Here is an 18,124-nt window from a genome sequence, read left to right on the forward strand (position 1 = left end):
CCCCCCCCCCCCCCCCCCCCCCCCCCCCCCCCCCCCCCCCCCCCCCCCCCCCCCCCCCCCCCCCACGCCCTCCCCGCCCGATGAGATCGTCAGCGACGAAACGCTGGCCGACGCCCTGCCGCACCTTGAAGACAGCGCTGGCCATCCGTCGCCGCGTTCGCTGTTCGGTGAAATCCTGGACTGGATGCTAGCACCGCTGCTGCTGCTGTGGCCGATGAGCATTGCCGTGACCTACCTGGTGGCAAAGTCCATTGCCAACGGGCCCTTCGACCGCTCGCTGGAGGCCAGCGCCATCGTGCTGTCGCAGCAGGTGCGCGAGGTCAACGGGCGCGTCACGCTGCAGTTGCCACTGTCGGCGCGCGAGATCCTGCGCGCCGATGAAACCGACAACATCTACTACCAGGTGGTGGGCACGCACGGCGAGTTCGTCGCCGGCGACAACGACATGCCGCTGCCCGGCGAGGACGATCGCGGCCACGCCGGGCTGGTCTCGCTGCGCGACGACCGCATCGCGGGCAACGACGTGCGCGTGGCCTACACCTACGTCGACCTGAAGCAGGCGGGCGACGCGCAGCCGGTGCTGGTGCAGGTTGGCGAGACGCTCGACAAGCGCGCGCGGCTGGCCAATGAAATCATCAAGGGCGTGATCCTGCCGCAGTTCGTGATCCTGCCGCTGGCGGTGGTGCTGGTGTGGTTCGGCCTCACGCGCGGGCTGGCCCCGCTGACTTCGATCCAGCAGCGCATCCGCGCACGCAACCCCGGCGACACCAGCCCCATCGACGAGCGCGCCGCGCCGCAGGAAATCACGCCGCTGGTGGCCTCGTTCAACGACCTGCTGGCGCGGCTCGACGTTTCCGTGCAGACGCAAAAGCGCTTTATCGCCGATGCCGCCCACCAGATGAAGACGCCGCTGGCCGGGCTGCGCATGCAGGCGGAACTGGCGCAGCGCGAGCAATCGCCCGAGGAGCTGCGCAAGTCGCTGGCGCAGATCGCCGGCAGCTCAGAGCGCGCGGCCCACCTGGTGACGCAGTTGCTGTCGCTGGCGCGCATGGAGAACCTGGCCGGCGCCGGCAGCATGGCGCCGCTGGACCTGGCCGCGCTCGCGCGCGAGGTGGTCAAGGACTGGCTGCCGCAGGCGTGGGCGCGCCGCATCGACCTCGGTGTGGATGCCGACGACCACCCGGTGATGGTGCAAGGCAATCGCCTGATGCTTACCGAGATGCTCAACAACCTGATCGACAACGCCATCCGCTACACGCCGGCCGATGGCCGCGCTACCGTGCGCGTCAGCGCGGATGCGTTCGAGCCCTTCGCGTACCTCGAAGTGGAAGACACCGGCCCCGGCATCCCGGTGGCCGAGCGCGAGCGCGTGATGGAACGGTTCTACCGCGTGCTCGGCACCAAGACCCAGGGCAGCGGCCTGGGCCTGGCCATCGTGCGCGAGATCGTGCAGCAGCATGGCGGCGATGTCAGCATCCTCGACCACGTCTACCAGACGGAGCCGCGCCTGGCCGGCGCGTGCTTTCGCATCACGCTGCGCCGGCCATCCCCCCTGGAGCCTGCATGACCAACCCCGACCACGCGCGCGGCGGGCGCGACCAGGCCGATCAGTCCGAGCGCCGCGCGTGGCATCGCAACCTGCGCTGGATTGCCGCGTTGCTGTCGATCTGGTTCGTCGTCACCTTCGTGGTCGCCTGGTATGCCCGCGAGCTGCGCTTCAATTTCTTCGGCTGGCCCTTCTCGTTCTGGGTTGGTGCGCAGGGTGCGCTGATCGTCTACGTCCTGATGGCGGCAATCTATGCCTGGCGCATGAACCGCGATGAGAGCGATGACACCGGCGGGCTGCCCGCGCCTGCCCGCCAACATGACGATGCTGCATAGCAAGAAGCCCGGCCCTGCCGCTCGAAGCTGATTTTCGCAAGCCCTCCAGAGACCCTTCGCACCGCAGCGCAGCACCACCAAGCCAGCTTTTTGCCTAGCGTATACCCCGAGCGTTTAGTGGCGAATTCGGCCGAAATTGTCAGAACGCAGTAAGTTTCGCCTCCCACAATCCATTGCAACTTAGGAGGTTGTCGCGCGCCCGCCAGAGAACGCGTGCGCGCCGGCCGCCAACCTGAAAGTTCCGATCACAAACGGAGGAGACAATGGCTAACGCACAGAACGTGGCAATGCCCGGAGGCACAGCGCAGGGCTCGGCGATGACGCCCGAAGAGAGGAAGGTGATCTTTGCCTCCTCGCTCGGGACGGTGTTCGAGTGGTACGACTTTTATCTTTACGGTTCGCTGGCGGCCATCATCGCCAAGCAGTTCTTCTCCGGCCTCGATCCAACCGCCGCCTTCATTTTCGCCCTGCTGGCCTTTGCCGCCGGCTTCATCGTGCGGCCGTTCGGCGCGCTGGTGTTCGGCCGCCTGGGCGACATGATCGGGCGCAAGTACACCTTCCTGGTGACCATCCTGATCATGGGGGCCTCGACCTTCATCGTGGGCCTGCTGCCGGGATTTGCCACCATCGGCTGGGCCGCCCCGATCATCCTGATCGGGCTGCGCATGCTGCAGGGCCTGGCGCTCGGCGGCGAGTACGGCGGTGCCGCCACCTACGTGGCCGAGCACGCGCCGCACGGCAAGCGCGGTGCCTATACCGCTTGGATCCAGACCACCGCCACGCTCGGCCTGTTCCTGTCGCTGATCGTGATCCTGGTGTGCCGCAACATGACGGGCGCCAACTTTGAAGTCTGGGGCTGGCGCATTCCGTTCCTGGTCTCGATCCTGCTGCTCGGCGTGTCGGTCTACATCCGCCTGTCGATGAGCGAATCGCCCGCCTTCCAGAAGATGAAGGCCGAAGGCAAGACCTCCAAGGCCCCGCTGACCGAAGCGTTCGGCCAATGGCGCAACCTGAAGATCGTGATCCTGGCGCTGATAGGCCTGACCGCCGGCCAGGCCGTGGTCTGGTACACCGGCCAGTTCTACTCGCTGTTCTTCCTGACCCAGGTGCTCAAGGTCGACGCCACCACCGCCAACCTGCTGATCGCGGGCGCCCTGGTGATCGGCACGCCCTTCTTCATCTTCTTTGGCTCGCTGTCGGACAAGGTCGGGCGCAAGTGGATCATCATGGCCGGCTGCGCGCTGGCGATGCTGACCTACTTCCCGCTGTTCAAGGCCCTGACCCACTACGCCAACCCGGCCCTGGAGCGCGCGCAGCAAAGTGCCCAGATCGTGGTGACCGCGGATCCGAAGCAATGCTCCTTCCAGGGCAGCCCGATCGCCCGCGAAATCGATTTCCGCAGCTCCTGCGACATCGTCAAGCGGACCCTGGCACAAGCTTCGGCCAGCTATGAAGTGGTGGAAGCTCCGGCCGGCACCGTGGCCTCGGTAAAGATCGGCGACAAGGAGATCGCTTCCTTCAACGCCTCGCTGGTACCGGCTGGCCACAGCTTCGACGATGCGAGCAAGAAGCAGATCGCTGCGTTCAAGAAGCAGGTGGGCGAGTCGATGGCCTCGGCCGGCTACCCGACCAAGGCGGACCCCGCGCAGATGAACACCATCATGGTGCTGGTGGTCCTCGTCATCCTGGTGATCTACGTGACCATGGTGTACGGCCCGATCGCGGCCATGCTGGTGGAGATGTTCCCGACCCGGATCCGCTACACGTCCATGTCGCTGCCGTATCACATCGGCAATGGCTGGTTCGGCGGCCTGCTGCCCACTATCTCCTTCGCACTGGTGGCGCAGAACGGCAACATCTACTACGGCCTCTGGTACCCGATCATCATCGCGGGCGTCACCCTGGTCCTCGGCTCGCTGTTCATCCGCGAAACCAAGGACGTGGATATCTACGCCAACGACTGAAGGCGCGTGAGCCGGCCCGTCGTCCAGGGCACCAGCCTCATGCACGACTGATCCGGTAGTCAGTCGCTCCACCGGCGGGCCGCAAGGCCCGCCGTTTTTTTTTTGCAGGCTGCAGGGTGCATGCCGTGCCATTCGACACCCTCAAAACTTTTTGAAGAAGTGGTGTTGACAGCCTCAAAATGCCATGTATAATCTCGGTCTTGTTCGGCGAATTAGCTCAGTTGGTTAGAGCGACGGAATCATAATCCGCAGGTCCGGGGTTCGAGTCCCTGATTCGCCACCATATTCGTTGAAGCCTGGAAACGGGCTACAACAAAAACCCCTCCCGATCGCAAGATCGGGAGGGGTTTTGCTTTTGGGGCTTCTGTTTTCTTGCGGTCGATTTCTATCCTCGCCGGATCTACGCTCCACCTTCAGAGCACCCCGCCGCGGAGAATCCCGCTTGCCTACCGCAACGATGCCGACCTAAGCTGCATGCAGTGGAGCCATGCGCGGGGCCGCGCACAGGGCATTGCACCGTCTCCTTTCACAGGGATGTGAGAGTGATTCCAGAGTGACACAGCACTGACTATGCATCGCCCGTCCGTGGCCTGCCGCGCGTCATGATGACCATCGCCCATCCGTATCAACAGGTGCAGGAGCGAGGAACGCTGAAGTGTTTCCTGTTGGCTCTGTTCATGCATCTGCTGCTGGGCTTGATGCTTTACTACGGGGTGCATTGGCAGAGCCGCACGCCGGCCGGCGTGGAGGCGGAGCTATGGGACACCGTGCCCGAGATTGCGCAGCCCCAGCCGGTGGTCCAGCCGACGCCCGTGGAACCGCAGCCCGTGTTGAAGCCGGAGCCGGACGACAACGCCGACATCGCCTTGCAGGCTCAGAAGCGCAAGCAGGCGGCCGCGGCCGAGGAGGCCAGGCAGGCCGACCAGCGCGAGCGCAAGGCGCGAGAGGCGGAGCGCCAGGCGGCCTTGAAGCAGCAGCGCCAGAGCGAACTAGCGCGCCTGCAGGCCATGGCCAACAGCGCTCCCACCACAGGTGGCGTAGGCAGCCGCGCGGGCACCGGTGCCGGTGCTGGCGGCAACGCCTCGCCCGGCTACGCGGACCGCGTGCGGCGCCGCGTGAAGCCGAACATCATCTTTACCGAAGAGATCGCCGGCAACCCGGCCGCGGTGGTCGCGGTGCGCATGGCGCCGGATGGCTCGCTGCTGTCGGTGCGGCTCACCAAGTCCAGCGGCAATGCCGGCTGGGACAACGCCGTGCTGCGCGCGGTGGAGCGATCCGACCCGCTGCCGCGCGACGAGAACGGCGTGGCGCCCCCCGGCGTCAACATCACGTTCATGCCACGGGAATAGCGGCCGGCCACAAACAAAAAGCCCCTTCGGACCTTGCGATCCGAAAGGGCTTGAGTGTCAGGTCTGCGCAACCGGGACGGCTACCGGGACAACTCCATGTCCTCGGCCACCTGCCCGATCAGAATGACGGCACCATTGCACCCTTGAACTCGTTCTTCATGAACTGCCGTACCTCTTCCGACTGGTAAGCGGCGACCAGCTTCTTCACCCACGGCTTGTCCTTGTCCTGCGTGCGCACGGCGATGATGTTGGCGTACGGGCTGTGGATGTCTTCCAGCGCGATGGCGTTGCGGGTGGGCTGCAGGCCGGCGGCGAGCGCGTAGTTGGTGTTGATCACCGCTGCGGCCACGTCGGGCAGCGAGCGCGCCAGTTGCGCGGCGTCGAGCTCGACGAGCTTCAGCTTTTTCGGGTTGTCGCTCACGTCCAGCGGCGTGGCGTTGACGCCGTTGGTACCAACGCCGCTCTTGAGCTTGATCACGCCTTGCGCGGCCAGCAGGAGCAGCGCGCGGTTCTCGTTGGAGGGATCGTTGGGCACGGCGACCTTGGCACCTTGCGGCAGGTCCTTGGGCGACTTCAGCTTCTGCGAGTAGATGCCCAGCGGAGAGATATACGTGTAGCCCGCGCTGACCATCTTGTAGCCGCGCTGCTTCACCTGGCTGTCCAGGTAAGGCTGATGCTGGAAGCTGTTGGCGTCGAGGTCGCCGGCGTCGAGCGCGGCGTTGGGCTGCACATAGTCGTTGAACTCGACGACCTTGATGTTGAGTCCTTCGCGCTTGGCGACCTTCTGCACTACCTGCCAGACTTGCGCGTCAGGGCCGCTGACGGTGCCGACGCGCAGGGTCTGCTCCTGCGCCATCGCAGCGCCCGATGCCACGATGCCGAGCGTGGCTACCGCGACGGACAGCGCTTGCCGCAGGGAGGGATAAGAGAAACCAGAAGAGAAACCAGAAAAACCAGAAAAGTTGGACATGCTGCTTGTGTTCCTTTCCGCCATGCAAGCCAGCTTGCATGGCTTTAACCATGATGACAGCCCAGCGCGCGCACGATGCACGTTCAGTGCGCCTGCTCGCTCATCGTGCGCGACTCGACCTTGGGCGCATTTTGCCATCCGCCGCCCAGCGCAAGGAAGAGATTGATCTGGTCCAGCGCGACCTGGCTTTCCGACGCCGCCAGTGACGCTTCGGTGCTGGCCAGCGTGCGGTCGGCATCCAGGCTCGACAGGTACGGCGAGCGCCCGGCCTGGTAGAGCTGGCGGTTCTGCCGCGCGACTTCACTGGCCTTGTCGCGGGCATCGCGCAGCGCCTGGGTGCGCTCCAGCTCCCGCGTGTAGCTGCTCAGCGCCGACTGCGTTTCGCGCAGCGCCTTGAGCACCACGCCGTCGAAGTGGGCGAGCGCCGCTTCGGCGCCGGCTTCGGTGCCGTGGATGCGGGCACGCGTGCCGCTGGTCGGGATGTTCCAGGTGATCAGCGGGCCATAGCCCCAGTGCGCGGTCGGTGCCTGGCCAAGGTGGTCAAGGATGCCGGTGAAGCCGGCGGAGGCGCCGATGCGGATGGACGGGTACAGATCCGCCGTGGCAACGCCGATCTTGGCCGTGGCCGAGGCGAGTTCGCGCTCGGCCTGGCGCACGTCGGGCCGGCGCTTGAGCAGCGCGGCGCCGTCGCCCACGGGCAGCGCCTGGCGCAGCCTGGGTTCTTCGTGGCAGGCGTACTCCGCCTGCGATGTGGCGCTGGGCGGCTTGCCCAGCATCACCGCCAAGCGGTACGCCGCGCCCTCTTGCTCGGCCTTGAAGCGCGGCAAGGCCGCGCGCAGCACGTCGGCCTGCGCCTGTGAGCGCAGCAGGTCCACCGGCTGCCCGCGCCCGGCATCGACCAGCTTGCGGGCCAGCTCGACGCCGCGGCGCTGCAACTCCAGCTGATGCTCGGCCACGGTCAGTTCATGCGTGGCGGCGCAGCCCTGCACGTAGGCGCGCACGGTTTCGGCCACCACGCCGACACGGGCCTGGTCGAGTGCCGCCTGGCTGGCCTGCGCGCCGGCCAGCGCCGCTTCATCCGCGCGCGCCAGCTTGCCGAAGAAGTCGATCAGGTAGGAAACCTTGAAGCCGACATCGCCAAAGTTCATCACCGGAATCTTCTCTTCCTTGAGCAGCGGCTCGCCGGCGATCTGCCCGCGTTCCGCGCTGGCGGAGAGCCCGGCTCCCGGCAGGTTCTCTGCCTCCACCTCGTGGTAGACCGCGATGGCGCGCTTCAGGTTGGCCGCGGCCACGCGCAAATCGGTATTGGCAACAAGCGCCTGCTGCACCAGCTGGTCGAGCTTCGGATCGTCATACAGGCGCCACCAGCCATCGGGCACCTCGGCAATCGATACGGCGGGGTTGTTCGTGCCGAGCAGCGGGCCGTTGGCCGCTTGCGCCTTCACGGCGGCGTTGTCCGGCACATGGTAGTCGGGCCCGACCGTGGTGCAGGCGGCAAACAGCAGCGGCACCAGTGCCGGCAGCAGGGCTTTGCGCAACGTGTTCACTGCGCGCCTCCCTGGCTGGCGGCTCCCTTGGCGGCCAGCGCGAGCTTGTCCTTCTGATCCTTCTGGCCTTCCGGCCCGGCCTGCGCCTTGTCCCGGGCCGAGGGCTCGCGCACCGATACGGTAGCGGTACGGCCTGCGACCATGCGCAAGTCGGCGGGCGGCTCGTCCAGCGCGATGCGCACCGGGATGCGTTGCGCGAGGCGGACCCAGTTGAACGTCGGGTTCACATTCGGCAGCAGGTTAGAGCCGTTGGTGCGGTCGCGATCCTCGATGCCGGCGGCAATGCTCTGCACGTGGCCATGCAGCACGCGGGCTTCGCCCATGATGCGGATGTCCACCGGATTGCCGATATGGATGCCGTGCAGCTTGGTTTCTTCGAAGTAGCCTTCCACGTGAAAGGAATTCGCATCCACCATCGACAGCACCGGGCGGCCGGTGTTGACGTAGTCGCCCAGGCGCGGCAGCCGGTCGTTCAGGTAGCCGTCGACCGGGCTGAGCACGCTGGTGCGTTCCAGGTTGAGCTTGGCGAGGTTGACCGCGGCCTGCGCCTGCGCCAGCGCCGCTTCCCCTTGCTGGACCTTGGCCAGGCCTTCTTCCACCACTTCCTTGGAGACAACCTCGGACAGGGTCTGGCTGCGGCGGGCTTCACGGCGCGCCTGCGCGAGCATGGCGCTTTGCGCCGCCGCCGTGGCCTGCGCCTGCTGCAAGGCCAGCGCGAAGCGGTCGCGGTCGATCTCGAACAACGGCTGTCCGCGCTGCACGCGCTGGTTGTCCTTGACGAGGACCTTGGTCACCAGCCCGGACACGTCCGGCGCGATCTGCACCACGTCTGCGCGGATATGGCCGTCGCGGGTCCATGGCGCCACCGTGTAGTAGTCCCACAGGTGCTTGACGACGACGACCGCGACCGCGGTGACGACAAGGGTAAGGACGATGGGTCCAAGCGTACGAAGATTCAGTTTCATGACTGCAGCCGATAGGCCAGGTAGACGATGCCACCCAGGACGATCACATATAACGCCAGATTGAACAGGGACCGGTGCCAGACCAGCCGATAAAAACCCACACGCGCCAGCACGGCACGCGCGCAAGCGGTGATCAGGAACGCCACCAGCATCCACGCCAGCAGGCTCGGGACAAACACACCATAGACGTCGACTTCACCACTCATTGCTTGTTGCTCGCTTGCTTGCTCATTGGGTCTGCCGCCTGGCCCGCGGGCAAGGCACCAGCCGCGCTCATTGCCACGGGTGCCGCCGAAAACAGCGCGACGTGCATTTCCACCAGCGCGGCAAAGGCCTCGCGCGAAGCCTGGTCGGCGCGCGAGGCAACCTTGCGGATCGCCTTGGCCAGCCGGTCGCGCAGCACTTGCGGCGGCGTGTCGGCACGGGCATCCAGGCGTGCCTGGTAGTAGCTGGCAACGCCCTGCAGCACGCGCCGTACCGAGTGCTGGTGCTCCGGCGCCAGCGCGGGCAGTTCACGCTGCAGCGCCAGCGTGCTGAGCTCCACGCGCACTTCGGTAAAGCCGTCGCCGGTGGTTTCATCCTCGCTGGCCGCCAGCCGCGGCACCAGTTGCGCCAGGCGGTCCAGCATGCGGGCACGCAGATGCGCGTGCTCGCCCGGCTCGCGCCCGGTGGCATTGCGGGCGATATCGCCCCAGCTGGCGCGCACCAGCCTGCGTACCGCGGCCCTGGTGCCGAAGGGGCGGGCCACCAGGGTCCACACCAGCGCGAACAGAATGCCCGCGATGCCGGCCACGTTGCCGTTGAAGAAGGCGTTGAAGTCGGCGTTGTAGGCGCCCTGGATGCCGATATCGTTGGCCGTGATCACGGCCAGCGGCATGGCGATCAGCGCGAGCCGGGGCTGCGCCATCATCACGCCGATGATCAGGTAGGGCACCGCGAACATCAGCACCAGCATCTCGAAATCGTGCGCGTTCGGCAGGACCACGAACAAGTAGATGGTGGCGAGCACCAGGCAGACCACGTTCCAGCGGAAGAACGAGCGGATCATGGGCGCCGGCTCGTCCATCGCGGCAAAGAAGCAGCACGACACCGCGCCCAGCGCGACCGCGCCCGCGCCATCCGCCCAGCCCGTCCAGATCCACACCATGCCCATGCTGAAGATCGCCAGCGCGGTCGTGGCGGTGGAGAACAGCAGCATGCCGTGATCGTAATGGCGCGCGGCGCCCACGCCCCAGCGCTGGAACACCGGCGCCCAGTCGCCCTGCGGTGCGGCCTCGCCGATACGGCGCTGCAGCGACACGCAGTCCTGCCACAACTCCATCAGCTCGCGCAGACGGCCCTCGGCCGTGGCGGCCAGCGCCGCGTGCCAGTCTGGCCCGGCACTGCCTGGCTCCAGGCCGGCGTCGTCGATCGGCGCGTCCGGCGATAGCTGCAACGCCGGCAGCGGCGCCTGCGCGCCCGCGCTGATCCATGCCGACACCAGCGCCATGTTGTGCGACAGGCGTTGCGGAATGCCCGCAGCGTGCTGGTGCAAGGCGTCAACCACGGAAGCCAGCGACGACAGCACGGGCAGCAGCATGGTCATGCGGCCACGCAACTCCTGCGCGTGCTTCACGCGCGCGGCGCTTTCGGCGTCGTAGGAGAGATGGCTGATCAACTGGTCGAGCGCGAGGATGTCGGCGGCCAGGCGATGGCGGCTGTGATGGCGCGACACCTTCGCGGCCGGATGCGCCGAAAGCATATCGGTGGCCCACAGCGCGGCGTCCGCCAGCCACTGGGCGGATTTCTGGCCGAGCACCGTGGCAACCTTGGCGGGGAAAATGGTCGAGCCGACAATGCTCGCGCACACGATGCCCAGGCAGATTTCCTCGGCCCGCGCCACGGCGATGTCGAACACGCCCGAGGGATCGCTCACCGAGGGCAAGGCCACCATCGGCAGCGTATAGGCCGCCAGCATGAACACATAGCTGCGCGGCGTGCGGTGCAGCAGCGCGACGTAGAGCAGGATGCCGGTCCATAACGCCACCGCGGCCATCAGCAGCACTGGCGCATTGACCAGCGGCGGCACGATGGCGACGGATGCGGCCGCGCCAAGCAGCGTGCCAAGCACGCGATACAGCGCCTTGGAGCGCGTCGCGCCGGTGAGCGGATGCGCCACGATATACACGGAGGCCATGGCCCAGTACGGGCGCGGCAGGCCCAGGTACAGCGCGATGAACAACGCCAGCATGGCCGCTGCAAAGGCTTTGAGGGAGAAGATCCAGTCCCGTCCGGTGGGCCAGCTGACCATGTTCTTACGACCCGAAAGCAGTGGTGGGCGCGGACTCGGCGGCTTGGGCGAGCGCGTTGAGCACGCGCATGGCGCCCTCGAAGTCCTGCTCGCTGATGCCAGCGAAGACGCTGGCGCGGAGATGCTTGAGCTCGACCTCGATTTTTTCGGCGAGCGCCTCGCCAGCGTCGGTGAGCCAGAGCGCATTGGCCCGGCGATCGTTCGCATCCACTTCCCGGCGCACCAGGCCGGCGGCGGAGAGCTGGTCAACCAGACGGACCAGCGATGCGCCTTCCAGCCCGACATAGTCGGCCAGGGTGACCTGGCGCACGCCGCCGCCAAGGCGGCGGATAAACAGCAGGGGCCCCGCCGCCGCCGCGGAAATCCCGTAGGCGGTGACGGCGCCCTGCGAAATGTGGCGCCATTGGCGCCCGGCCAGCATCAGCTGGCCGGTAAAGGCAAAACGGAGGGCGTCGATGGAAGGCATGGACGGAATGATAGCAGCCATATAGTTAGGATGCAAATTATCACACTACAAAGCAATCTCCGCTGATACAAGCCGATGCGGGGCGATGCGGGAAGCACATGGAAATCGCATCGCCAGTTGAACCTGCCTTGCGCATCCAGGCTCGCGCCGCTGCCAAACGGCACCGGCACTGATATACGCGGGATATCGGCATCGCCGAAATGAATATTGGACACCCGAGGGCACGGTCCCTTAGCCTTTTGGGCAAGCGATTGTCGGCGGCGCCGCGCTGCGCCGGCCGTCCCGAGCCAAGGCGACGACGACGACGACAACAACGACCGGAGACCAGCATGACAAGCTTCCTGCGCTACGAGCAGCAGGGCCACATCGTGACCCTGACCATGAACGAGCCGGAGCGGCGTAACCCCCTCACCGGCAACACCGCTGTGGCCGACTTCCTGGAGGCCATCGACCGCATCCACCGCGACACCAGCGTGCGCGCGGTGATCATCACCGGCGCCGGCACCGCGTTTTCCTCAGGTGGCAATATCCGCGATATGGAACGCCAGGCTTCGGGCCAGGTGCCCGGCATGGAGATTCGCCAGGACTATCGCCTGGGCATCCAGCGCCTGCCGCTGGCGCTGTTCAACCTGGAGGTACCGGTGATCGCCGCCGTCAACGGCGCGGCCATGGGTGCGGGCCTGGACCTGGCCTGCATGTGCGACATGCGCATTGCGTCCGAGCAGGCGCAGTTTGCCGAGAGCTTCGTCAAGCTGGGGATCATTCCGGGCGATGGCGGCGCCTGGCTGCTGCCGCGCGTGATCGGCCTTGCGCGCGCCGCCGAGCTGACCTTCACCGGACAGGTCATCGATGCGCGCCAGGCGCTGGAGTGGAACCTCGTCTCGCGCGTGGTGCCGCCGGATCAGCTGCTGCCCACGGCCAATGCACTGGCCGAACGCATTGCCGCCAATCCGCCGCATGCGGTGCGGCTGGCCAAGCGCCTGCTGCGCGAGGCATTGCATACCCGGCTGGACACGCTGCTGGAATTGTCGGCCGGCTTCCAGGCGCTGTCGCACCAGACCTCGGATCACCGTGAGGCGGTGTCGGCCTTTCTGGAAAAGCGCAAGCCCGAGTTCACCGGCAGTTGATCCATCGTCGTTCCCATTTCCGTCAAGAAACATCGGAGACCCGCCATGCAGCAAGCCGTCATCGTCGACGCCATCCGTTCGCCCATGGGCCGCGCCAAGCCCGGCTCGGCCTTCACTGAACTCCATCCCACGGAGCTGCTGGCGCAGGTGCTGGCAGGGCTGGTCGCGCGCAACAAGCTGGACCCCGGGCTGGTGGAAGACGTCATCACCGGATGCGTGAGCCAGGTGGGCGAGCAATCCGCCACGCCCGGCCGCGTGGCCTGGCTGGCGGCGGGATTCCCAGAGCATGTGCCCTCCACCACCATCGACCGTAAATGCGGCTCCAGCCAGCAGGCCGTGCACTTTGCCGCGCAAGGCATCATGGCGGGCGCCTACGACATCGTGGTTGCCTGCGGCATCGAATCCATGAGCCGCGTGCCAATGGGCTCAGGGCGCATTGGGCAGAATCCGTACGGCCCGTCGTTCGAGGCGCGCTATGCGCCCGGGCTGGTGTCGCAAGGGGTCGCGGCGGAGCTGGTCACGGCGCAGTGGGAACTGTCACGCGATGATCTCGATCAGTACGCCGCGCAATCGCACCAGCGCGCGCACCAGGCGCGCGAGGCCGGCGCCTTCCGCCGCGAGATCCTGCCAATCCGTACCGCCGCGGGCCTCATCGCGCACGATGAAACCATCCGCCCCGCCACCACCGCCGAGCGCCTGGCCACGCTGGCGCCGTCCTTTCGCGACGAGACGCTCGGCCAGCGCTTCCCGCAGATCGGCTGGCATGTGACCGCCGGCAACGCCTCGCAGATCAGCGACGGCGCCGCCGCCATCTTGCTGATGAGCGAGCGCGCCGCCTCCCGCCTGGGCCTGAACGCCCGCGCGCGCTTCGTCGCCTTCGATGCCTGCGGCGACAGCCCCCTGACCATGCTGACCGCGCCGATCCCGTCGAGCCAGCGCGCGCTGGACAAAGGCGGCCTTGCGCTCGATGCGATTGCACACTACGAGATCAACGAGGCCTTTGCCTGCGTGCCGCTCGCGTGGCAGCGCGCGCTGGGCGCCGACCCGGCACGCCTGAACCCGCGTGGTGGCGCGATCGCGCTCGGCCACCCGCTGGGCGCTTCGGGCGCGCGGCTGATGACCACCATGCTGCACGCGCTGGAAGACAGCGGCGAGCGCTACGGCCTGCAATCGATGTGCGAAGCCGGCGGCATGGCCAACGCCACCATCATCGAACGGCTCTGAGCCGGCACGCACCCATATCCAGAACGAGGAGATACCAGATGAAGCTTGCCAACATGTCCGCCGTCGTCACCGGGGGCGCCTCCGGGCTGGGCCTCGCCTGCGCCCGCCGCCTCACCGAACGCGGCGTCGCCGTGGTGATCGCCGACCTGTCCGAAGACAACGGTGCGGCCGCCGTAGAGGAGCTCGGCGCGCTCGCCCGCTTTGTCCAGGCTGATGTCTGCGACACCGCACAGATGACCCGCGTGTTCGACGCGGCCGACACGCTCGGCACCATGCGCGCGCTGATCCATTGTGCTGGCGTGGGCGGCCCGGTGCGCCTAGTGGAGAAGGACGGCCAGCCCGGCTCGCTGGAAAAATACGAATCGATCGTGCGCATCAATCTCGTCGGCACCTTCAACACGCTGCGCCTGGCCGCCGCGCGCATGGCCCGCAACGAGCTGGTCGACGGCGAGCGCGGCGCGTGCGTGCTGACGGCGTCGGTGGCAGCCTATGAAGGGCAGATCGGGCAGATCCCCTATGCGTCCGCCAAGGCCGGCATCGTCGGCATGACGCTGGTGGCGGCGCGCGACCTGGCGCAGCGCATGATCCGCGTGTGCACCATTGCTCCCGGGCTGTTCGATACGCCGCTGCTGGCGCGCCTGCCGGAAAATGTGCGCGCCTCGCTGGGCGCCTCGGTGCCGCATCCGGCGAGGCTCGGCATGCCGGATGAATTCGCCTCGACGGCGCTGCACATCCTGGAGAACGCCATGCTCAACGGGGAGACCATCCGGCTCGACGGCGCGATCCGCATGGCGCCGCGCTAAAGGCGCAGTCGTCGCAATGGCGGTGCGGACCGGGAAGCGGACGCGCCGCCACGCCCGCACGAGGGCGACCATGCATACCGGAGGAGACACCCCATGCCTATCACGCTGTTCGGCAGGCTTTGCGCCACCCCGCTACGCGCGGCCGCGCTTACCTTGTGCGCGGCCGCGATGCTGCCCGCCGCCGGCACGGCCCTGGCCGAGCCGGCATGGCCTGAACGCCCTATCACGATCATCGTGCCCGGCGCGCCGGGTGGCACCACCGACCTCCCGACCCGGCTGGTGGCGCAAAAGCTCAGCGCCATGCTGGGCCAGCCGGTCATCGTCGACAACCGCCCCGGCAGCGGCGGCATCATCGGCACGCAGGCCCTGCTGCGCGCGCCGGACGATGGCTACACCTTGCTGGTCGGCAACACTGGCTCCCATGCCATCAACTACAGCGCCTACAAGCACCTGAACTACCGGCCCCAGGACTTCGTGCCGATCACCGACATGATCTCGTTTCCCAACGTGCTGGTGGTCAACGCGCAATCGCCCATCAAGACCGTGGCCGACCTGAGCGCGGAACTGAAGAAAAAGCCCGGCCAGCTCTCTTATGGTTCCGCCGGCATCGGGCAGACCACCCATCTCACCGCCGAGCTGTTCCGCATGCGGTCCGCGACCGAGGTCATCCACGTGCCCTACCGTGGCTCGACACCAGCCACCACCGCGCTGCTGTCCGGGGAAACCACCTTCATGTTCGACAACCTGACGCAGGCGCTGCCGCACATCCGCGCGGGCAAGCTGCGCGCGCTGGCGGTCACCAGCGCCGAGCGCCTGCCCAGCCTGCCGGACGTGCCGACCATGGCACAGGCAGGCGTGAACGATTTCGTGGTGATGGGCTGGCTCGGCATATTCGCCGCGGCACGCACGCCGCCGGCCCTGGTCTCCAAGCTCCAGGCCAGCCTGGCGAGCGTCATGCGCGACACCGAGGTAGCGGCCAGGTTCAAGGAGATGGGGGGACTGGCCGGCGGACAGCCGCAGGCGAGTTTCGCCAGGTTCGTCGGCAGCGAGCAGAAACGTTGGGGGGAAACCATCCGCGCGTCGAACCTGAACCTGGACTGAGGAGCGCCCCCCGAACCATCCGGCATCGAATCTGGTTATCATGCTCCGGTCACCGCCACCGCACGCACGCACGCACGCACGCCCCGCCTCCCATGCGAAACCGGATCAACGAAGAAATCACCTTGCGCAAGCTCGAAGTCCTGCTCGCCTACATGGAGACCGGCAACCTCGCCAAGGCCGCCGAGGCGCTGGATGTGAGCACGGTCAGCGTGCACCGCGCGCTGCACTCGCTGGAAGAAGGCATGCGCTGCGCGTTGTTCCGCCACGAAGGGCGCAACCTGCTGCCGACCGAAGCCGCGCACGTGCTGGCGGATGTGGCCACCGATGTCCTCAAGGCCATGGCCGACGGCATCCGCGCCACGCGCCAGGCCGCCGGGTATTCGGCCGATCACATGAAGATCGGCTCGCTCTATTCTCTGACCATCCGCACGGTGCCCGACGTGGTGATCGGCATCAAGGTCAGGCGGCCCGAACTACAGGCCGAACTGGTGCTCGGCTCCAACGCCGACCTGCTCTTCAAGCTCAAGCAAGGCGCCATCGACGCTGCGCTGATGGCCATGCCCGAGCCGGACCCCGAGATCGAATCCATTGCGCTGTTCGAGGACGAAATCTACTTCGCCGCGCCGGCGGATTCGCCTTATGCGCGGCAAGCCTCCATCGACCTGCGGCAATGCCGGGACGAGCCCTTCGTCACGCTCAGCGAAGGCTTCATCACCTACCAGGGCTTCATGGACGCCTTTCGCATCGCCGACTTCACACCCAATGTGGTGATGAAGGTCGGTGACATCTTCTCGCTGATGAACCTGGTCAGCGGCGGCGTAGGCTACGCGCTGCTGCCCGGCCGCGTGCGCGACGTGTTTGCGCACAAGGTGACGCTGGTTCCACTGTCCTCGCAGTACCGGCTGCGCCAGACCATCGGGCTGAGCTTTCTGCGGCGGCGCGAGCGGGATCCGAACCTGCTGGCGCTGGCGGCGGTTTGCCGGTTGGCGATGCGGGTGCCGCAGCCCGCCTAACCCACCACCGCCTTGGTCGCCAGAAACAACAACGACGGCCCCAGCAGGCACCCCAACCCCGTGTGGAACGTCGCCACCAGCGCACCGTAAGGCACCAGCCTGCGGTCCGTCGCCGCCAGCCCCGCCGATACCCCGCTGACGGTGCCAGCCAACCCGCCGAACACCATCGCGGCGCGCGGGTTGTTCAGGCCAAGGAAGCCTGCCGCCATGGGCGTGCCGACCATCACGATGATGGCCTTGATCAGCCCGGTGGCGATGCTCAGCGCGATCACGTCGGAGCTGGCGCCCAGCGCCGCGCCGGTCACCGGCCCCACGATATACGTCACCGCTCCGGCGCCGATGGTGGTCATGCTGACCGCATCGCTGTAGCCGAAGGCGCGCGCCACGGCAGCACCCACGATAAACGGCAGGATGGTGCCGAGCAGCAGCGACACCGCGCCGACCAGCCCGGCCTTGCGTGCCTCGGTCACCTGCACCTCGAAGGCGGTGGCAACGATGGCGAAGTCACGCAGCATGGCGCCGCCCATCAGGCCGATGCCGGAGAACAGCGAGAGATCGGCCAGGCCTTTTTCCTTGCCGGTGACGATGCCGCCATAGTAGGCCAGCAGCAGGCCGATCACGATGGCGATGGCGGAGGCGTGGACGCGACCGAAGGTCAGCCAGCGCGAGAGCCTTGACGACAGCCACATGATGATGCCAACCGCGGCAAACGCGGTGACCAGGGCGTTCTGCAGCAGGATGTTCTCGATCATGTGCGAAATGGAATGCGGCATGGCGGCGTCCTTAGCGCGATGCGTGGCTGGGGGTGGCTTCCGGCGAGGGCAGCGGCGGCAATGGCGCGTGGTCGCCGGTGCGGCTGAGCACCGCGATGCAGCAGGCCGAGACCAGCACCGCGCCGACTGCCGCGATCAGGGCTACCGGCCCGCCGCGCAACGCGGCGACCACGTTCTGTTGCGCCGCCATCGCCACCACCACCGGGATGTACATCGCGCCCCAGAAGCCGACGCCCGCCTCGGTCTCCTTGGGCAGGAGGCCGCGCCCGTGCAGGAAGAGCCGTATCGAGATCAGCAGCAGCATGGCAATGCCGACCCCGCCCACATTGGCCTTGACGCCGATCGCAATGCCTAGCAGTTCGCCAAGGAACAAGCCGATTAGGTGGCAGAGCGCCAGCAAGGCGGTTCCGTAGATGATCATGGTGCTGTCTCCTGTTGGCCCGTCGGCAGGGTTGCGCGCGGGCTGGTTCTAGGTTTGATGGATGCAATCTAGGCCAGCCATCGCGCTGCATCAATCAACCCGGCGGGAGAATCGTTAGCGTGGGATTAACGGCGGGATGCCGCCATCCGGCGCACTAGTGACCAGGCCGGCTCTTGCGTGCCAGGTGCGGCGGCGTACAGTGCGCCCCCGGCCGGGACCGCGCGCCTTGC

General features: G+C 67.1%; 17 protein-coding genes and 1 tRNA gene. 10 read left to right on the top strand and 8 right to left on the bottom strand.

Annotated elements, in window-relative coordinates:
* The 5 genes from AC1Q7Q_RS38770 to tolA all read left to right on the top strand — a co-directional run.
* Positions 1 to 1,567, top strand: a 1,567-nt coding sequence (locus AC1Q7Q_RS38770) for a sensor histidine kinase (RefSeq protein ID WP_492387290.1), incomplete at its 5' end; no start/stop codon positions are given.
* Positions 1,564 to 1,881, top strand: coding sequence for a DUF4212 domain-containing protein (locus tag AC1Q7Q_RS38775; RefSeq protein ID WP_492373791.1), 318 nt, complete (start codon positions 1,564 to 1,566; stop codon positions 1,879 to 1,881). The genes AC1Q7Q_RS38770 and AC1Q7Q_RS38775, both read left to right, overlap by 4 nt.
* Positions 1,882 to 2,144: 263 nt before the next feature.
* Positions 2,145 to 3,845 carry an MFS transporter gene (locus AC1Q7Q_RS38780; RefSeq protein ID WP_492373790.1) on the top strand — a complete coding sequence of 567 codons (1,701 nt, stop codon included), beginning with the start codon at positions 2,145 to 2,147 and terminating at the stop codon, positions 3,843 to 3,845.
* A gap of 206 nt (positions 3,846 to 4,051) precedes the next feature.
* Positions 4,052 to 4,128 (top strand) — tRNA-Met (locus AC1Q7Q_RS38785).
* Between the two features lie 319 nt (positions 4,129 to 4,447).
* Positions 4,448 to 5,194 carry a cell envelope integrity protein TolA gene (gene tolA, locus AC1Q7Q_RS38790; RefSeq protein WP_492373789.1) on the top strand — a complete coding sequence of 249 codons (747 nt, stop codon included), beginning with the start codon at positions 4,448 to 4,450 and terminating at the stop codon, positions 5,192 to 5,194.
* Between the two features lie 118 nt (positions 5,195 to 5,312).
* Here tolA and AC1Q7Q_RS38795 read toward each other — a convergent pair whose 3' ends face one another.
* From AC1Q7Q_RS38795 to AC1Q7Q_RS38820, 6 genes are all read right to left on the bottom strand, one after another.
* Complete coding sequence (locus AC1Q7Q_RS38795) at positions 5,313 to 6,164, bottom strand: MetQ/NlpA family ABC transporter substrate-binding protein (protein ID WP_492373788.1); 852 nt, start codon at positions 6,162 to 6,164, stop codon at positions 5,313 to 5,315.
* 83 nt (positions 6,165 to 6,247) lie between these two features.
* Positions 6,248 to 7,711, bottom strand: a complete 1,464-nt coding sequence (locus AC1Q7Q_RS38800; protein ID WP_492373787.1) for an efflux transporter outer membrane subunit — start codon at positions 7,709 to 7,711, stop codon at positions 6,248 to 6,250.
* Positions 7,708 to 8,676, bottom strand: coding sequence for an efflux RND transporter periplasmic adaptor subunit (locus AC1Q7Q_RS38805; protein ID WP_492373786.1), 969 nt, complete (start codon positions 8,674 to 8,676; stop codon positions 7,708 to 7,710). The genes AC1Q7Q_RS38800 and AC1Q7Q_RS38805 overlap by 4 nt, the downstream gene beginning before the upstream one ends.
* The gene (locus AC1Q7Q_RS38810) at positions 8,673 to 8,882 is read right to left on the bottom strand and encodes a DUF1656 domain-containing protein (protein WP_150991902.1); all 210 of its coding nucleotides are present in this window, start codon (positions 8,880 to 8,882) and stop codon (positions 8,673 to 8,675) included. The genes AC1Q7Q_RS38805 and AC1Q7Q_RS38810 overlap by 4 nt, the downstream gene beginning before the upstream one ends.
* Positions 8,879 to 10,966, bottom strand: coding sequence for an FUSC family protein (locus AC1Q7Q_RS38815; RefSeq protein WP_492373785.1), 2,088 nt, complete (start codon positions 10,964 to 10,966; stop codon positions 8,879 to 8,881). Before AC1Q7Q_RS38815 ends, AC1Q7Q_RS38810 begins: the two co-directional genes overlap by 4 nt.
* Positions 10,967 to 10,970: 4 nt before the next feature.
* Positions 10,971 to 11,432, bottom strand: a complete 462-nt coding sequence (locus tag AC1Q7Q_RS38820; protein WP_492373784.1) for a MarR family winged helix-turn-helix transcriptional regulator — start codon at positions 11,430 to 11,432, stop codon at positions 10,971 to 10,973.
* 329 nt (positions 11,433 to 11,761) lie between these two features.
* Here AC1Q7Q_RS38820 and AC1Q7Q_RS38825 point away from each other — a divergent pair, with 329 nt between their 5' ends.
* From AC1Q7Q_RS38825 to AC1Q7Q_RS38845, 5 genes are all read left to right on the top strand, one after another.
* Positions 11,762 to 12,559, top strand: coding sequence for a crotonase/enoyl-CoA hydratase family protein (locus AC1Q7Q_RS38825; RefSeq protein WP_492373783.1), 798 nt, complete (start codon positions 11,762 to 11,764; stop codon positions 12,557 to 12,559).
* A gap of 45 nt (positions 12,560 to 12,604) precedes the next feature.
* Positions 12,605 to 13,783 carry a thiolase family protein gene (locus AC1Q7Q_RS38830; RefSeq protein WP_492373782.1) on the top strand — a complete coding sequence of 393 codons (1,179 nt, stop codon included), beginning with the start codon at positions 12,605 to 12,607 and terminating at the stop codon, positions 13,781 to 13,783.
* Positions 13,784 to 13,821: 38 nt separating this feature from the next.
* Positions 13,822 to 14,586 (top strand): SDR family NAD(P)-dependent oxidoreductase, encoded by a 765-nt coding sequence (locus AC1Q7Q_RS38835; RefSeq protein ID WP_492373781.1) that lies wholly within the window; start codon positions 13,822 to 13,824, stop codon positions 14,584 to 14,586.
* A gap of 93 nt (positions 14,587 to 14,679) precedes the next feature.
* Positions 14,680 to 15,687, top strand: coding sequence for a Bug family tripartite tricarboxylate transporter substrate binding protein (locus AC1Q7Q_RS38840; RefSeq protein ID WP_492373780.1), 1,008 nt, complete (start codon positions 14,680 to 14,682; stop codon positions 15,685 to 15,687).
* Positions 15,688 to 15,779: 92 nt separating this feature from the next.
* Positions 15,780 to 16,700 (top strand): LysR family transcriptional regulator, encoded by a 921-nt coding sequence (locus tag AC1Q7Q_RS38845; protein ID WP_492373779.1) that lies wholly within the window; start codon positions 15,780 to 15,782, stop codon positions 16,698 to 16,700.
* Here AC1Q7Q_RS38845 and madM read toward each other — a convergent pair.
* Together madM and madL are read right to left on the bottom strand one after the other, a co-directional pair.
* A complete protein-coding gene (gene madM, locus AC1Q7Q_RS38850) occupies positions 16,697 to 17,473 on the bottom strand; it encodes a malonate transporter subunit MadM (RefSeq protein ID WP_416047649.1) in 777 nt (258 codons plus the stop codon). The two genes, AC1Q7Q_RS38845 and madM, sit on opposite strands and share 4 nt — an antisense overlap.
* 10 nt (positions 17,474 to 17,483) lie before the next feature.
* Complete coding sequence (gene madL, locus AC1Q7Q_RS38855) at positions 17,484 to 17,894, bottom strand: malonate transporter subunit MadL (RefSeq protein WP_174427787.1); 411 nt, start codon at positions 17,892 to 17,894, stop codon at positions 17,484 to 17,486.
* Positions 17,895 to 18,124 lie beyond the last annotated feature (230 nt).

It is taken from the genome of Cupriavidus sp. GW823-FHT07A04, assembly GCF_058794615.1.

What these genes read in the sequence shown, in the direction of transcription:
- AC1Q7Q_RS38775 (WP_492373791.1), top strand. Translation starts at nt 1,564, where the DNA reads ATGACCAACCCCGACCACGCGCGCGGCGGGCGCGACCAGGCCGATCAG.
- AC1Q7Q_RS38780 (WP_492373790.1), top strand. Translation starts at nt 2,145, where the DNA reads ATGGCTAACGCACAGAACGTGGCAATGCCCGGAGGCACAGCGCAGGGC.
- tolA (WP_492373789.1), top strand. Translation starts at nt 4,448, where the DNA reads ATGATGACCATCGCCCATCCGTATCAACAGGTGCAGGAGCGAGGAACG.
- AC1Q7Q_RS38795 (WP_492373788.1), bottom strand. Translation starts at nt 6,164, where the DNA reads ATGTCCAACTTTTCTGGTTTTTCTGGTTTCTCTTCTGGTTTCTCTTAT.
- AC1Q7Q_RS38805 (WP_492373786.1), bottom strand. Translation starts at nt 8,676, where the DNA reads ATGAAACTGAATCTTCGTACGCTTGGACCCATCGTCCTTACCCTTGTC.
- AC1Q7Q_RS38810 (WP_150991902.1), bottom strand. Translation starts at nt 8,882, where the DNA reads ATGAGTGGTGAAGTCGACGTCTATGGTGTGTTTGTCCCGAGCCTGCTG.
- AC1Q7Q_RS38815 (WP_492373785.1), bottom strand. Translation starts at nt 10,966, where the DNA reads ATGGTCAGCTGGCCCACCGGACGGGACTGGATCTTCTCCCTCAAAGCC.
- AC1Q7Q_RS38820 (WP_492373784.1), bottom strand. Translation starts at nt 11,432, where the DNA reads ATGCCTTCCATCGACGCCCTCCGTTTTGCCTTTACCGGCCAGCTGATG.
- AC1Q7Q_RS38825 (WP_492373783.1), top strand. Translation starts at nt 11,762, where the DNA reads ATGACAAGCTTCCTGCGCTACGAGCAGCAGGGCCACATCGTGACCCTG.
- AC1Q7Q_RS38830 (WP_492373782.1), top strand. Translation starts at nt 12,605, where the DNA reads ATGCAGCAAGCCGTCATCGTCGACGCCATCCGTTCGCCCATGGGCCGC.
- AC1Q7Q_RS38835 (WP_492373781.1), top strand. Translation starts at nt 13,822, where the DNA reads ATGAAGCTTGCCAACATGTCCGCCGTCGTCACCGGGGGCGCCTCCGGG.
- AC1Q7Q_RS38840 (WP_492373780.1), top strand. Translation starts at nt 14,680, where the DNA reads ATGCCTATCACGCTGTTCGGCAGGCTTTGCGCCACCCCGCTACGCGCG.
- AC1Q7Q_RS38845 (WP_492373779.1), top strand. Translation starts at nt 15,780, where the DNA reads ATGCGAAACCGGATCAACGAAGAAATCACCTTGCGCAAGCTCGAAGTC.
- madM (WP_416047649.1), bottom strand. Translation starts at nt 17,473, where the DNA reads ATGCCGCATTCCATTTCGCACATGATCGAGAACATCCTGCTGCAGAAC.
- madL (WP_174427787.1), bottom strand. Translation starts at nt 17,894, where the DNA reads ATGATCATCTACGGAACCGCCTTGCTGGCGCTCTGCCACCTAATCGGC.